The organism is Bradyrhizobium sp. 141 (genome assembly GCF_023074055.1).
Taxonomy (GTDB): domain Bacteria; phylum Pseudomonadota; class Alphaproteobacteria; order Rhizobiales; family Xanthobacteraceae; genus Bradyrhizobium.
Window position 1 is genome coordinate 216497 of the sequence record NZ_JADPKR010000013.1, and the last position, 15378, is coordinate 231874.

Annotated in this window: 12 protein-coding genes; 11 read left to right on the forward strand and 1 reads right to left on the reverse strand. The window is 57.0% G+C overall.

All coding sequences use genetic code 11. From position 1 onward, the window contains the following. Positions 1–55 precede the first annotated feature (55 nt). From IVA81_RS03270 to IVA81_RS03285, 4 genes are all read left to right on the forward strand, one after another. Positions 56–214 carry a hypothetical protein gene (locus IVA81_RS03270; protein WP_247312160.1) on the forward strand — a complete coding sequence of 53 codons (159 nt, stop codon included), beginning with the start codon at positions 56–58 and terminating at the stop codon, positions 212–214. Further along, a complete protein-coding gene (locus IVA81_RS03275; protein WP_247312162.1) occupies positions 211–1344 on the forward strand; it encodes a DegT/DnrJ/EryC1/StrS family aminotransferase in 1134 nt (377 codons plus the stop codon). Before IVA81_RS03270 ends, IVA81_RS03275 begins: the two co-directional genes overlap by 4 nt. A 26-nt stretch (positions 1345–1370) precedes the next feature. Then, positions 1371–2351: a glycosyltransferase gene (locus IVA81_RS03280; protein ID WP_247312164.1), complete on the forward strand. Its 981-nt coding sequence runs from the start codon at positions 1371–1373 to the stop codon at positions 2349–2351. A 63-nt stretch (positions 2352–2414) separates the two neighbouring features. Continuing rightward, positions 2415–3329: a glycosyltransferase family 8 protein gene (locus IVA81_RS03285; RefSeq protein WP_256469293.1), complete on the forward strand. Its 915-nt coding sequence runs from the start codon at positions 2415–2417 to the stop codon at positions 3327–3329. Between the two features lie 377 nt (positions 3330–3706). On the opposite strand, the gene IVA81_RS03290 is transcribed toward IVA81_RS03285, so the two are convergent. Further along, positions 3707–4462, reverse strand: a complete 756-nt coding sequence (locus IVA81_RS03290) for a class I SAM-dependent methyltransferase (RefSeq protein ID WP_247312170.1) — start codon at positions 4460–4462, stop codon at positions 3707–3709. Between the two features lie 545 nt (positions 4463–5007). Between IVA81_RS03290 and IVA81_RS03295 the strand changes: the two genes are divergently transcribed. The 7 genes from IVA81_RS03295 to IVA81_RS03325 all read left to right on the forward strand — a co-directional run bounded on the left by IVA81_RS03295 (position 5008) and on the right by IVA81_RS03325 (position 15094). Beyond that, positions 5008–6015, forward strand: a complete 1008-nt coding sequence (locus IVA81_RS03295) for a glycosyltransferase family A protein (protein WP_247312173.1) — start codon at positions 5008–5010, stop codon at positions 6013–6015. A 99-nt stretch (positions 6016–6114) separates the two neighbouring features. Beyond that, a complete protein-coding gene (locus IVA81_RS03300; protein WP_247312176.1) occupies positions 6115–7488 on the forward strand; it encodes an O-antigen ligase family protein in 1374 nt (457 codons plus the stop codon). An 82-nt stretch (positions 7489–7570) separates the two neighbouring features. Then, positions 7571–8452, forward strand: a complete 882-nt coding sequence (locus IVA81_RS03305) for a glycosyltransferase (protein WP_247312178.1) — start codon at positions 7571–7573, stop codon at positions 8450–8452. Between the two features lie 598 nt (positions 8453–9050). Continuing rightward, a complete protein-coding gene (locus tag IVA81_RS03310) occupies positions 9051–10217 on the forward strand; it encodes a glycosyltransferase family 4 protein (protein ID WP_247312180.1) in 1167 nt (388 codons plus the stop codon). Continuing rightward, on the forward strand, positions 10214–10939 hold the full coding sequence (locus IVA81_RS03315; RefSeq protein WP_247312183.1) for a polysaccharide deacetylase family protein: 726 nt from the start codon (positions 10214–10216) through the stop codon (positions 10937–10939). The genes IVA81_RS03310 and IVA81_RS03315 overlap by 4 nt, the downstream gene beginning before the upstream one ends. 107 nt (positions 10940–11046) lie before the next feature. Next, positions 11047–12084, forward strand: coding sequence for a glycosyltransferase family 2 protein (locus tag IVA81_RS03320; RefSeq protein WP_247312186.1), 1038 nt, complete (start codon positions 11047–11049; stop codon positions 12082–12084). Between the two features lie 604 nt (positions 12085–12688). Further along, on the forward strand, positions 12689–15094 hold the full coding sequence (locus IVA81_RS03325; protein ID WP_247312189.1) for an Ig-like domain-containing protein: 2406 nt from the start codon (positions 12689–12691) through the stop codon (positions 15092–15094). Positions 15095–15378 lie beyond the last annotated feature (284 nt).

Here is a 15378-nt window from a genome sequence, read left to right on the forward strand (position 1 = left end):
GTGGCGCCTGTACAAAGCAGTTCCTGGACAACGGACCTCGCCAAAGGAAGTGGAAATGAAGGAATATCACGCTGGCGCGCATGTAGTGGACGAGCACTTGCTGAAAGTTCGGACGTCCAGTGCGCTTGAGCAGGGCCCGGCGCAACTCGTGAAGTGGCGGCGCCTGCAACGCAAGCTCGTGGCGGTCAGCCCGCGAGAGGCGGTCGCGTCGTGATTCCGATCGCACTGCCGCTCCTCGCCGATGAAGAAGCTGGTGCCGCGCGTGCCGCCGTTCTATCGGGCTGGGTTTCGCAAGGTCCGCAAGTGGCGGCCTTCGAGCAAGAATTCGCCACCCTTGTCGGCGCACCATTCGCATGTGCCGTATCAAACTGTACCACAGCCCTGCAGCTCGCGCTGGCGGCGCTGGACATCGGACCGGGTGACGAGGTGATCACACCGAGCCATTCCTTCATCGCAACGGCCAATTCGGTCCGGTTTCAAGGCGCGACACCCGTTTTTGTGGACATCGATCCGTCAACCTACAACATCGATCCCGCCCGGCTGGTGGAAGCGATAACCCCCCGAACGCGCGCGATCATCGCCGTGCACCAAATGGGCATGCCTTGTGATCTTGCAGCACTAACCGCGATAACTGACCGTTATGGCATTGTCCTGATCGAGGACGCGGCGTGTGCTGCCGGCAGCAAAATCCTCATGAATGCGCGATGGGAGTCGATTGGAAAGCCGCATGGCCGTATCGCCTGCTTTTCCTTTCATCCTCGGAAAGTGATTACAACTGGCGAGGGCGGGATGCTGACCACTGCGGATCCAGAGCTTGACCGCAGATTCCGACTGTTACGCCAACATGGCATGAGCGTCCCTGACACGGTGCGGCACGGCTCGGCTCAAGTAATCTTCGAGGATTATCTGATTGTAGGCTACAATTACCGGATGACCGACATACAAGCGGCCATCGGTCGCAAACAGCTCGAGCGCCTTCCGGACCTAGTGGCGCGACGCCGCGCCATCGCCGCCAGATACACCGAGCTACTTTCGAATTTCGAGGGGTTGCGCGTACCAGAGGAGCCCGAGTGGGCCAGATCCAATTGGCAGAGCTATTGCGTGCGCTTGCCTGACTACCTCGACCAGCGCACGGTGATGCAAGGCCTGCTCGATGAGGGAATCGCGACCCGGCGGGGGATCATGTGCTCGCACCGCGAACCCGCTTACGCCAATGGAAAGCGGCACCATGATCTCCGTCAATCCGAGATCGCACAGGATCGATCGATACTTCTGCCGATCTATGCGCAAATGAGCCAGGACGATGTCAATCGGGTCGTGGATGCTCTGCTGCAGCATATCTGAATGGCTTAATACTCAGGATAACGGGAATGGCGAAGGTCGATATTGTTGTCCCCTGCTACAATTACGGGCGCTTCCTCGAGGCGTGCGTGTCGAGCATTCTCAGCCAATCCATTTCGGATGTGCGCGTACTTATCATTGACGACTGCTCCTCCGACGATTCGGTGTCAGTTGCAAGGAGATTGGAGCAAAGCGACCCGAGGGTGACGGTGATAGCGCATTCGCGCAATCATGGTCACATCAATACCTTCAATGAAGGAATTGCGTGGGCATCATCCGAATACTTCCTGCTCTTGTCGGCTGATGATTTGCTGGTTCCCGGAGCTCTCCAGCGGGCAACGGAGATCATGGACGCAAGCACGGACGTTGTTCTTACGTATGGCGAATGCGTCCTCTGGTTTGACGATCTACCGTTCCCCAAGTTACCTGCGGACGAGAACCGTTCCTGGAGACGGCAAGATCTGATAAAGGAGATGTGCACCACAGCCAGAAATGACGTCCCCTCAGCGACCGCAATTGCGCGGACACGGACACAGAAGGCGATCGGCGGATACCGCACGTCGCTTCCTCACGCCGGGGATATGGAGATGTGGTTACGTTTCGCCGCGCACGGCACAGTTGCCCAGATCGATGCGGTACAGGGTATCTATCGGAAGCATTCGTCGGCGATGTCCAACGCCTACTTCGCCAAGAGGATACTGGATTATCGGCAGTGCTTGCTCGCATTCGAGAGCTTTTTTGATGATTGCGAGGAGCGCGTTCCGAATTCGCGAAGTTTACGTGCCCAGGCGCGCCATACACTGGCTCACCAGGTTTTTCGCAGCGGGATCGGATTGCTGCGACGTGGTCGCCTTAGGGACGGCCTTTGCTACATACGCGAAGCCATGACCATGGATCGCCGGTTGCGATACTTTCCTCCAGTTTGGCGCGTGCTGAAGATCCCAGGCAAAGACGGCCGTCAATGGGCATTGTCCGCTATCAGAAGAGTGCCAGGCAGGCTGTTGGAGTGACGAATACATCCCGGCATGCGAGGTCGACAACAATCATTTCGTTTCCCTATGGAATCAAAACAGATGCGATGCCCGATCGTCCTCGCCTGTGACCGGCGCTATGCCATGCCACTTGCAACGACCTTGCGGTCAATTGTGGAGACGGATAGAAGCGGCGAACCGCTCGAGTTTCACGTGCTTGTCGACGGTGTTTCCGAGCGTTTCCGAAAGAGAATACTCGATTCTCTCCCGCATGGTTCTGCGTCGATCCGATGGATCGAAGTAGACCTGGAGATGTTTCGGGATTTCTCGACCATCAGGTACATCTCAAGAGTCACCTACGCCCGCTTCCTCATCCCTCGCATCTTTCCGGGTACCGTATCGAGAGTGTTGTATCTCGACTCGGATCTCCTCGCCCTTGATGACTTGCAGGCGCTCTGCGCAACAGATCTCGGGGGGAATGTTCTTGGTGCGGTGCTGGATGGTCTCGATTCTCAGCTGAAAAATCAAACTATCCGTGGAGCGGTACCCCGCGTGCAAGATTACTTCAACGCCGGTGTACTTCTGATAGACCTCCACAAATGGCGAGAGGCGAAGATTTCCGAGACAGCGTTGGATTATCTCAAGAGCTACCCTGAATCGCCGTACTCGGACCAAGACGCATTGAATGTTGCGTGCGATGGCCTTTGGAAAAGGCTCGCTTCCCGATGGAACTATCTAGCTTACAACACGGACCTCGACGTTTCTGAATTGGCAGGCGAGTACAAACCAAGCATCGTTCACTTCACGACCTGGAATAAACCTTGGAGACCTGGCGTCGCAAACGCAAATGCCGCATTGTACGACTCGTTCCGAAGCCGCACGCGCTTCGCGCGTAACTCTATGGATAAAATGGAGAGCACGCTGCGTATCGGCTGGTCCCGCATAAAAAGGTTCAGGGACGCGAGACGAGGCAAATCAACTCGGTCGGGCGCGATGGTTGATCGCCAGCTTGACTAGACGAGCATCAAATAGTCGAACGGCGTCTCCCGTTTCAGATCGCGAGAGTTGGCTGATGCCGAAGTGAGGACTGCCGTCCGGGCGGGATTCAAGTCGCTGGTCCATCCATGCCCTTCCTCAAGCTCGCCGCCGCCCGACCGAAGCTTGGAGGTCGCAAAGCCTGCTCGACCTGATCAGAGACCAAGGAGGCCGCGTGGCACGCCGGCGAAGAGACTTCGTCGGACGATGCCTTGCTTCGGGCGATCGGGTTGGAGTTGAAGAAGGCGGCTTCGTCACCCAAACTGGTAAGTCATGCCCCGCTGCTACGGCTCCAAGACTCGGCAAGCGGTGGCAGCGGCGAGCCGGCTACTCACATCGGTGGGTCGGCCAGTCCATTTCTATTTTTGGAAGCCCATGCGCCTGGCTTTGCCCGCCAGACGAGTTAGCAGGTTGCCGGCGCTGCGCGATGTTGACGTCTCCGCGTTCAGCGAACGATCCTGCCCCTTTTCGACAAGAGTCAGGCAGTCCAATTCCCGAGCCTCGTCCCAATCCATCGTAACTTGTTCGAGGACACGCAATCCGGATCTAGCGGCCGCGTGCGCGAGCAGATTCTTGCTCATGAAATTGCGCCAATGAGGATTATTTCTGTAATCCGAACCGGGATACCTGTCCAAGTTCGAGTGATGAAACAGTGCTCGACCGCCGTGTCTCAGAATACGCGAAGCATCCTGCAGGTAGGAAAAAACAGCGTCATACTCAAAATGCACCATCGCATCGAAACAGAATATCGCGGAGACAGACCCATCCGCGACGGGACGAAAATCGTAGCCGCTAATGGTATGAACGCTCACTCCTGCAACGTCCGAAAATCGTTTCCTGCAATGCAGCACGTTCTCCTCGACGACGTCGAGCAGGACGAGCGATTGAGGCGCAGCCTGATCGCGCTTCGTGTTTAACAAGCGCGCGGAATGCCGGCCGTGCCCGCAGGCGAGTTCCACGGTCGATGTCGTGTCCAGTTTCTCGAACAGGCGTCGGAATTCCGTCCCCGACTTCCAAAACGGATCGGTCCAGGCGTCCGATTCCGCTTTGTCGTAGTAATTTGTGCTCTTCCAATCGCGCGCGATCTCTAAAGTTCGCGAAGAAACTGTGGTCATCACGCCATCTCCATATTTAATCGCAAGCGCGGTTTTTTAATGTGATTTAGATTAGCATGAATCAACTGGAACTTTAATCCCCGTCATGATGAATATTGTACTGCCCCGGCCTGCACCTTCCTTCGAGCGGATTCGCGCGGGAATCGACGGAAATCAGGTGTTAACGGACCCGGGCTCTCGGACGTTGATCGATCTTGGAGGTGATTAGAGTGCTTGGACAAAATCTATTTTCTTTGTCGAATTAATGTGATTTAAATCATTCGGTTTTCTGATTGTGGAGGAAAGCCCCAGCCGGGCTCAGGGCGAGAGGTGGGAACATACCAGTTTCCGGACGAAACGACCGGGAGATCTGCCAAGGTCGATGATGCGAGCGCGCGCGAGAGAGCATGCAATTTGTCCCGAGACGGGAGTCCTTGGTCCGCAGTTCGGTTTGCGACCTGCCGCAAAAGTCAATCATCATCTCGGGCTCAACGGCGGGACCCCCTTGATGGATACGCAAGCCTGCCGAAGCCAAGCCAATATCCTCTGCTGATCAGGAGCTCTTCATGGCGTCCCAAGCACATTCGCCCAAAGCTGAAGGGATGGCTGAGCAGCCCCTCGTTACTGTTGTGATGTGCGTTTACAATGCAGGAAATTATTTGCGGCCTTCGCTGCTGAGCGTAATGGATCAGACCTACAAGAAGCTGGATATACTGATTGTCGACGATGGCAGCACGGACGGCTGTTTCGACACAATTCGGGACCTGCTGACCGACGAACGGATTCGCGTGATCCATCAGGCGAATTCAGGAAAGCCCGCGGCTATCAATCGAGCGATTGATCAGATCCGCGGCGAGTACTATGCAATTCAAGACGCCGATGACATCAGTCATACTACCAGAATCGAAAGGCAACTTGGTGCGCTGCTGAGTAAGCCGCATTTGGCTGCCGTATTCTGCGGTAACGAGCTTATCATTGATGGGACATTTATGGCGCCGGTGTTTTCACCGAAGAGCGAAGACCACTGCCGGTCTGAGAATAGAGCTTTTCGAATGCCTGCTCTGGATCCCACAGGAATGTTTCGAATGTCGTTGGTCGGCCATATGCGGTTCGAGCCCTCGCTGCAGGTTGCCGAGACCTACGACTACATATTGAGGATTGGCGAAGAGCACCCGATGGTTGTGTTGGGCGAGTGCCTGTATGCGTACCGCATTCTTCCCAATTCACTTACTCGACGTGCGCCAACGTGGCGCAAGCAGTTCGAGGGTGAGGCCTTCAGGAGAGCGTGCGAGCGGCGAGGTCTGCGGTTCGAGCAACAGGTTGATGATAAAGGCCCCCGGTCCCGCAACAGCTTGATGGACAACAATATCGCTGCCCATTTCATCAACAGCGTACTGGATTCACGCCGGTCAAACCGTCGGTTATCAGCTCTAAAGACGGCTTGGCAGTGCGCTTGTCTGCATCCCACCGATCCATACTATTACAAGGCGCTTGCCTACGCGCTGATGCCACCCAGCGTGACGAGTCGGTTACGTCGAGACGTCCTGGCGATTCCCTTGGAGACGACGAAATGAAGTGCTTGTTCAGGATGGAATAGTCGACTTGCCGCGGCGTCTCGATTTTCGAGCGCTGCTTCTGTTGGCGGAATGTCTTGGGAATTTGAGGTATTCGCATTGAACCGCAAGAGCTTGGAGCTGAACCAGGGTTTTCAACTCGCCTATCTGCAGGATCGGCAGCAGAGCTTGGTTGGGCGTGCGGCAGAAGGGACGCCCTCAAATTCCGAACTGTACCTCAAGCTATTATTAGTCACGATCTTTCTGCCCGAGGGCCTGTCGTTCTTTATCGGGGACTTTCGCCTCACCGTCGCTCGAGTTCTGATTTGCGTAATGTCCATTGCGGCGATCTCGCGGCTCTCCCAGCGCGGCAGGGGAGCTGTGGTCTGCGTCCCGTCAGATATCGTGGCTCCGCTTGCGGGCATTTGGATGATGTTGGCCGCCACCGTTACGGATGGTCTCACGGGTCTTAAAGGAGCTGGGATTGAGGCCATTTCGTTCACCGGTGCATATCTGTGTTTCCGGTATCTTCTTGGTCCCCGTGACAACCCTGTGCGTGTCGCACGCTTCTCCTGCAAACTCATTCTTGTGGTTATCGGTGTCGCGCTTCTCGATCCTCTGACTGATAGGCCGTTCACCTATGACTTCATCAAAGGCATCACTGGTTATGTGAAACCCAGTTATGAGGACGCGTTAGCGTTGAGGTCCGAAACGTTCTTTAGGAACGGGGGCATTCGCGCCATGGGTCCAATGGAGCATTCGATATTGTTCGGTGCCGTTTGCGTTTGGTTCGGGACCTTGGCCTTCACCACGTTCAGGACCCGGGTGTTTGGCTGGGTTGTTGCAGGCATCGCGCTCGTCGGTGTGTTGGTCTCGCAGGCGCGGAGTCCATTGCTGGCTTATGTAATCGGATTTGCTCTGGCGATCCTCTATGCTGCAACGCCTCGCTTCACAAAGCGATGGAAGTTGGTCGGGCTGGCTGTGACCGTTCTGCTCGTTGTTGTTTTCACCTTCTCTGGCAAGCCTGTTGTAACACTTGTGCGCCTTGGCGGCGTGAGTGCCGAGGCGGCCTGGTACCGTCAGGCGATCTGGGAGGCGGGAGGACCTGTCGTACTTGCTTCGCCGATCTTCGGGATTGGTTTGAACGGCGACTGGAATTGGCAGTCTCATGGCGCGCTTGTGAGTGCGAGCGTGGATGCCTTTTGGCTTGGCGCCGCAATGAACTATGGAATTCCAGGCAGCGCACTGATCCTTTTTACGCTTGTGAGCTCATGCTGGCTTGGAGCGATCGATAGATCGCCTTATCTCACGCCCGAAGAGGGACGGCTGTCGGTGGCGCTGGGAATTGTCATCGCAACTATCGTTTTTGTGGGGTTCATAGTCCACTTTTGGGGAATCTGTTTCATCCTTATCGCTGTCTTTGCCGGAATGCGAGCAAATCTCGCGGAAATCGCGGTACTGCGCGAAAGAGCCGCAAGAGCGGCGGAGACTTGATGTGATTCACTTAGCGGAAGCGCGTTCTGCTGCGAGGCCGTGGCTCGCACGCCAAGGAAAGTTCGAGCCAAGGATGTAGGTCATGGCCATCCCGGATATTCGAATTCCGACCTTTGATGCGGGGGATCATATTCCCCAAGTGATTCACCAAGTATATTTCTCAAAGAATCCGTTACCGGTCGGGTTGGCAAACAATATACAAGCCATCAAGGCGATGAACCCTGGCTGGGAGCACAGACTGTACGACGATCAAGCGATCAATGCTTTTATCCTTGAGCATTACGGCCCAGAGATCGCGAACTTGTTCTCGAAGATAAATCCGCAGTACGGGGCGGCACGGGCTGATTTGTTCCGCTATCTCCTCATATACAGGTGCGGTGGGGTCTATCTCGATATCAAAAGCACAACGGTCCAGCCGCTCGACCGAGTCCTTCGGTCAGACGACAGGTTCATTCTGTCCCTTTGGCGGAATGGCCCTGGCGAGCTGCATGCGGGCTGGGGCGTGCACAAAGAGTTTGGTTCTGACAGAAAACGGGAACTGCAACAGTGGCATATCATCGCCGCGGCCGGTCATCCATTTCTGAAGGCGGTGATTGAGCGAGTGTTGACGAATATCCAGAACTACCGATCGTGGGTGCACGGCGTCGGAAACAAGGGAGTCTGGAGAACAACGGGGCCGATAGTCTATACGCTGGCTATCGAGCCGCTGATGAGTAGCAACAGTTACCGCATGGTCGCAAACGAGACGGAGCTGTCGCTGCAATTCAACATATATGCCGATCATTCCAATCTTTTCGGCAGGTATTACGGGCTGCTAACAGACCCCATAGTCTCGATGGACGGATGGCTCTCCATGCCGGTACATCATCTCTATTCCCAGGTGCGCAATGTATATCGCCACTTCAAGACGCCCGGCGTAGCGCCGTGCGCCCCCGTGGCCTCCACGAAGCCGTATGGGCACTAAGAGCCTTCTGATCGGAACCGAATGAAGTTCGGCGGCAGCACCTTGCGCTCGCGGTGACGGCGCAGTTTCGCATGCGCGAAGTGGCCCAATTCGGAGCTTATAGCGTGTCCTGCCCAGCAGAGATTGCGTGAGCTATAATCATAATTAAATTAGTTGCATTATATATATAATATTCGGATAATAAATCAGCCGCCGATAGGGCTGCGACACAACGGTGTGAAGAGTGAGGAGTCGGTCGCCGGATTAAAGCAAGGCACCTTATGGCCGAGAAATAGGTATTATCGTAGGTTTGTTCTGGGGCGTCGAGTCTCGTTTTAAGGCCTTGCTGCCTGCAGTGTCCTCGCCTGATGAACCCTCTACATCCGGACTGGGTTAAGATCGGACTTCAAATGCTCCATCATCGCGCTGAGTTGTTTCGGGATCTCGAAGCAGAATTGGTGGAATTATCCATGTCGCCCGGCTTCGTCACCGCGGCAAGGAGGGGGAGATCGGCCCAGATTCCAGTCATTGAATTGGCGCGGAGGATAGGGGGACGCATTGTTCCGAAACCTGCCGCGTTCCTTTTTGTACGGTTGTCCGCGCCGTGTAAGGGAAGACAATGAGTCAGAGTGGCCTCTCCGATAGCCAAACGGCGCGGCGCATCGCCTTCGCAACGATCGGCGACGCAAGCGAAGTCAGGTTCTGGTCCGGCACTCCCTTTCATATGGCGGAATCTCTCGCAGCCGAAGGTCATGAGGTGGTCCAAATCGGGCCCCTCAGCGCACCGATCCTGCCTCTTTACAAGACGTATTCCAAGGTTCGCCGAGCCTTTCGCGGGCGGGGCCTCTCCCCATTCCATGCGGGGCCAGTCGTTGCACAATATGCCGCGGACGCTGCGCGCAAAATTCACGCTGTCTCGCCCGATTTCGTCTTCGCGCCCGCCGGCTCCACCTTCGCCTGGGGAGTACCCAAGGGCATCCCCCTCGTCTATGCGTCCGACGCGACCTTTCGGCTGGTCGACAACTACCATCCGAACTATCGGAACTTGTCGCGCAACGCCCGGGAGGTAGCTGATCGCCTGGAACGCGATACGATCGCACGCGCGGATCTCGTCCTCTACCCGTCGGAATGGGCCGCCGAATCTGCTGTTAGAGATTACGGTGCCGATCCCACGCGGGTGCATGTCATTCCCTGGGGCGCCAACCTCAAAGAAGCACCCAAGCGTGAGTCTGTGCTGGGGCGCCGCAAGCCGGGTCCGTGCCGGCTTCTCTTCATCGGTGCCAACTGGGAAGAGAAGGGCGCGGACATCGCGATCGGGACTCTCGCCGAACTAAAGGACGCGGGCCTGGAGACGGAGCTCGTGATCTGCGGATGCACTCCGCCCAAGCCTATCAACCAGGATGGCCTGACGATCATCCCTTACCTCAACAAGAATGATCGTGAACAGCGCGACCGGCTCGATCAACTCTATCGCGACGCGGATTTCTTTCTGCTGCCGACCCAGGCAGATTGCTACGGCATCGTGTTTTGCGAAGCGGCAGCTCACGGCGTACCGAGCATCGCGCCTGCGACCGGTGGTGTCTGCTGTGCTATCCGCGACGGAGAGACAGGCATCTTATTGCCGCCGGATGCGAGGAAGGCGGACTATGCGCGGGTCATCTTCGAGGCCTTTTCGGATCAGGATCGGCTGGCTCGCCTGAGACAATCGAGCCGTGATGCCTTCGAGGCCCGATTGAACTGGCATGCTTGGGCCCGGCGCGTCTCAGATCTGGTACAAGCTCTATGATTGTCCTGAACTACCACGAGCTGGTGGAAGCCTCGCCTTCGAATGCGTGGTCCCTGACGCACGACACGTTCGAGGCGCATCTTTCGCTTTGCTCGGATGGGCTGGTCTCGCCTCAGAGTTTTCTGAGGCATTGCCCCGATCCGAAGGCCAGCCGCACCGGTGGTGTCCTCTTAACCTTCGACGATGGATTTCTTTCTGACTACACGCATGTCTACGCTCGTTACATGACGACGGGTCGGATCCCAGGGTACATGTCTTTTATCCCCGTGGACTTGGTAGGCTCGCCCGGACGTATGAACTGGAGAATGATTGAGGAACTCGGCAGGAGTGGCGTTGCGATCGGCTCACATGGCATGGCCCACGTCGATTTGACGACTGTCTCGGATGCAAACCTCGACCGCGAGCTTAGGGTGTCGAAGTCGATGCTTGAGGATCGCCTCGGGCAAGAGGTTACTCTTTTCGCTTTTCCATACGGACGCTTCTCCCGACGGGTCTGGGAGGCGGCGCTAAGGGCTGGCTACACACACCTCTTTACAATCCAGCTTGGGCATCATCGTGGGTTCGAGCCCTTCCTCTCTTCCCGCCTTTGCCTGACGAACAACATGGATGCGGAATACATGCGCCAGCACTTGCTTGATCCGGATGCGATGCGCGGCCTTGGCTGGCGGATCAGTACAAAGCTTGGGCTCTATCGTCTACTGATGCGCTGGCGATATCGATAGCTTCTCTGGGGCGGGGTCTGTCGGACGTCGCATTCGGAACTGCGCAAGCGTTTGGGTCGGCGGTGGTCGCTCTTCATCGTCGAGGGCAATGAGAAGGTGTCTGGGCTATGCCGACTGCTAGCGTCAACCTCGCCGTCATCATCGTCTCCTACCGCAACGCCGATGACGTGAATCGCTGCTTGAAGTCGCTCGCTCGTTCGGACTGGGATCAGTTCGAGGTCTTCATTTGCGAAAATGGCGGGGAAGCAGCCTACCGGAAGTTGCTGGTGGCGCTCGTGGGACCGGACCGAACGTTGCAACGAATTTCAGATGCGTCGGACACTCTTGACCGGCCACAGAAGCGACTGGCCGAAGTGGTCAAATGCCGATTTCAGGACCGCACGAATACAGTCCGGGTCGGACTCGCAATCGATAACCTCGGTTACGGAGGCGGCGTCAACGCGTGGCTCGAGCCGTTGCTTGGCGTCCCCGGCTGGGGTTCGGTGCTTGTCCTGAATCCCGATACCGAAGTGGACAGCCGCGGCCTGTCTGAATTGATTGCCAAGTCTGCCGAGGGGTTTGGCATGGTGGGCGGAAGCCTGGTCTTCCACAATACCCCCGACAAGATCATCAACTACGGACTTTGTTGGTCTCGGACGACAGGCCGTGTTGTTGCCATAGGCAGGAATGCGCCAATTGGCAGTGCACCATCTGTCGAGGACCTCGGCCGGATCGATGCGGTAAGCGGGGCGTGTGTTCTGGCAACGCGAGCGTTCGTCGAAGACGTCGGTCTCATGGCTGAGGATTATTTTCTCTATATGGAAGATCTGGATTGGGGACGGCGGCGGGGAAAGCACCGCATCGGCTTCGCGAGCAAAGCCATCATTCGCCACATTGGAGGAACGACCATCGGCTCGGCCGTTGCCCCGGAGAAGCGCTCACATCTCTCGATCTATTTGTCTGCCCGCAATGGCATTGTCTATGCGCGGCGCTTTGCGGGATCGCGCTGGATCTGCCATTTCGGAGTCGGACTGCTGTTCGTGGTGCGCTACGTGCTCAAAGGCTCCCTGTCGGCCGGAAGAGTCGCTTTCGTAGGTTTGCTCGACGGCGCCAAAGGCAAGACAGGGCGGCCGGATGCCGCGCCCGCACCGCAACGGCTCGATTGATCTGCGACAATCCCGACCAGCATCTCGGCACCGGCCACGGATTTGAATTCGCTGAAATGGCCGGAGGCTCGGCCGGCATGGCCACTGTCGATCTGAAGATCAGCGACGATTGTCCGCAGGTGAAATGATCGTGGCGACCCATATTCCTGGGGGATGAGTCCTCAGCTTCTTCCAGCGGTTCAAGTCGCTCAGCGGAGGCGCCTGACGGGGTATAATATCGGCATTGAATATTTAATTTGTTTTCTGCTGCGGGGGCCGCTTCTGGCGAGCCGCCAACTGGTGATGACAGCGATCTTCGAATCGAGCATACGTTCGTATGTCTTCGTTCGTTCTCTGTGGCCTCTCTTTCAATGGTGCACGAGTGCCTGATCGAACTAAAGAATTATCGTCGCATTTAAAATGACGCGGTGCACCTTGGCCGAGGCAGCTAAGAAATTACCTTGGGTGGGCCGTCGTGTCGTCGCAAAAAAGCCTCCCCCCGTCGAGAAGAGGAAGCCAACGGCGCTGCGCCAGCAGAGCCGCGCTTGGGTACCGTCGCTCGGGGAAATCGAAATGGGCGCGTGCCAGGGGTAAATCAAATCTAATCTACCAGGAGAAAAACTAGATGGCGACCATTCCTCTGAGCTGGGATGATCCGATGTTCAGCAACGTTACGAATTCGACTGGGGGCGCCATTCCAAATGGCGGGACGCTTTCGAACGCAAGCATTACCGATTTCAGCGGCGACGCCGTTGTCGGAGGCTTTGGCTCGTTCAACCTCGACACCATCCGTATCGAGGCAAGGGAAGGCGTGCGAATTGCGGGGAGCGGCGACATAAACATCAGCAATTCGTATATTGAAACAACGGGACAAGCGGGCGATCACGCCGATGGCATTCAGGCCTATGCTCCCGGCGGCACCGGGAATTTGACGGTTACGAACACGACAATTGTCGGCCACGCCAATGGTAATGACACCGCTGGGATCTTCATTGCAGACGAATACAGTGGAACAGTTACATTGGATAATGTGGTGTTCGAAGGTGGTCAGTTTGGTTTGCGGGTCGCCGCGGATACAAGCGATATCTACGTCTCCATGAAAGACGTGTACTTTGTGGGAACGACCTATCTCTTTCAGGAGGTCAATGCGCCCATACACATCACTCAGTGGGAAAATGTACGCTCCGCAACAATTGTGAATGGTCAACTTGTTCCGGGTGATCTTATCGAGCCCCCTTGGCCGGTTGAAGGTGGGACTGCGCCCTCCGCGCCCACCGTACCGGATGCACCCACTATCACTTCGTTCTCGACCGACAGCGGTGCGGCTGGCGACAAGATCACTAACGACAACACCATCGAGCTCAAGGGTGCCGCTGCTGCCGGCAGCATGGTCAAGATCTACGACGGTGCGACCCAAATCGGTTCGACGACTGCGAACTCAAGCGGCAGTTGGGACTACATCACAAAGGTCCTGACCGACGCCAAACATACGCTCACCGCAACGGCGACCAGCACGTCGGGGCAGACCAGCGCGGCGTCGTCTGCGTTGGCAGTCACCGTCGATACCAAAGCGCCGACTGCGCCGACCATTGCTAGCAATGCGGTGAACAGCGCCAATCAGGTGGTGATGTCGGGCAATGCCGAAGCGAGCAGCGTCGTAAAGGTGTTTGACGGCACGACCCAGATCGGGACCGCGACCGCCAACAGCAGTGGCGTGTGGAACTATACCACCAGCGGCCTTGCGGCCGGTTCGCACAGTCTCACCGCGAAGGCAACAGACGCGGCAGGCAACACCAGCGCGGCGTCCACCGTGGTCACGGCCAGCACCGGCACCTCGACGTCCCCATCCGCACCGACGTCCCCAACCACACCGACGTCACCAACTGCTGGCAAGCAGATCGAGTCGAATGGCGCGACAACTCTCGTTGAGAGCGGCGGCAAATATTACCTCAACGGCAGCAGCGGATCGGGCCCCACGCTGAAGAGCAAGGGTGTGGATTTTGTGGACGGGTCAGATGGCACCTGGGCACCGATTGCTGCGGAGAAGACCGCGACGGGCTATCAGGTTGTCTGGAAAGAAGGCGGCGGTTACTACACTGCCTGGAACACCGACAACAATGGCAACTACGTTTCCCATGTCAGCACCCTGACCGGCTCCACGTCGGGTGGCTACGTGTCGGGTTCGAATGCCAGCCTCAAGTCGCTTGAGACGAGCTTCCATCAGGATCTCAACGGTGACGGTCAGATCGGTACTTCCACTGCAACCACCCCGACGTCCCCAACCACACCGACATCGCCAACTTCTGGTACGAAAATCGAGTCGGCTGGTGCGACTACTCTCGTTGAGAGCAGCGGCAAATATTACCTCAACGACAGCGCCGGATCGGGCCCCACACTGAAGAATAAGGGAGTGGATTTTGTGGACGGGTCGGATGGCACTTGGGCACCGATTGCTGCGGAGAAGACCGCGACGGGCTATCAGGTTGTCTGGAAGGAGGGCTCCGGACTCTATACGGCCTGGAACACCGACAGCAACGGTAACTACGTTTCCCACGTCAGCACCCTGACCGGCTCCACGTCGGGTGGCTACGTGTCGGGTTCGAATGCCGGCCTCAAGTCGCTTGAGACGAGCTTCCATCAGGATCTCAACGGTGACGGACAGATCGGTGCTTCCAGCCTAGCTACGTCGTCCACGAGCACCAGTCAGGTCGTTGCTACTTCGAGCTCGACAGGCAGCAACGTACAGACGAGCACTTCAGGCAATGAGGTCTTCGTTGGCACCAGCAAGGCAGACACTTTCTCGTTTGCCGCGAACTTCGGCAACGACGTCATCAAGGGCTTCGTTGCCGGCGGAGCTGCCCACGATACGGTCGAGTTCAGCAAGTCCGTGTTCGACAGTTTCGCGAGCGTTCTCTCCCACGCGGCCCAGTCAGGCGGCGACGTCGTGATCGCGGCGGGGAGCGGCGACACCCTCACGCTGAAGAACACGCAGCTCGACAAGCTGAACAGCCACGACTTCCATTTCGCGTAGGGGACCGCGTAACCACACAGACTAGTACTCAACAACGGCCTCGGGGGATCTCTTGGGGATCCTCCGACAAGGCATGACTAAAGGGCGGCTGTCATGATGGACTTTAGACGGCGGGGGGTGATCCCCCCGCCTGCGAATCTTTTTCGTATTCCACTTCTGCACATATCCGGACTATGGGCTGGCGGAGGACAGTCGGCGGATGACGCCGAACTGCGGACGCCGCGACTAGTCGGCTGGGCAAAGCGCTCGGTCGAAGTCCTGCGGCAACGGATATTCGCTGGTCG

Bases quoted from the DNA above. Each gene is read 5' to 3' on its own strand.
- IVA81_RS03270 (WP_247312160.1), top strand. From the start codon at position 56: ATGAAGGAATATCACGCTGGCGCGCATGTAGTGGACGAGCACTTGCTG.
- IVA81_RS03280 (WP_247312164.1), top strand. From the start codon at position 1,371: ATGGCGAAGGTCGATATTGTTGTCCCCTGCTACAATTACGGGCGCTTC.
- IVA81_RS03285 (WP_256469293.1), top strand. From the start codon at position 2,415: ATGCGATGCCCGATCGTCCTCGCCTGTGACCGGCGCTATGCCATGCCA.
- IVA81_RS03290 (WP_247312170.1), bottom strand. From the start codon at position 4,462: ATGACCACAGTTTCTTCGCGAACTTTAGAGATCGCGCGCGATTGGAAG.
- IVA81_RS03295 (WP_247312173.1), top strand. From the start codon at position 5,008: ATGGCGTCCCAAGCACATTCGCCCAAAGCTGAAGGGATGGCTGAGCAG.
- IVA81_RS03305 (WP_247312178.1), top strand. From the start codon at position 7,571: ATGGCCATCCCGGATATTCGAATTCCGACCTTTGATGCGGGGGATCAT.
- IVA81_RS03310 (WP_247312180.1), top strand. From the start codon at position 9,051: ATGAGTCAGAGTGGCCTCTCCGATAGCCAAACGGCGCGGCGCATCGCC.
- IVA81_RS03315 (WP_247312183.1), top strand. From the start codon at position 10,214: ATGATTGTCCTGAACTACCACGAGCTGGTGGAAGCCTCGCCTTCGAAT.
- IVA81_RS03320 (WP_247312186.1), top strand. From the start codon at position 11,047: ATGCCGACTGCTAGCGTCAACCTCGCCGTCATCATCGTCTCCTACCGC.
- IVA81_RS03325 (WP_247312189.1), top strand. From the start codon at position 12,689: ATGGCGACCATTCCTCTGAGCTGGGATGATCCGATGTTCAGCAACGTT.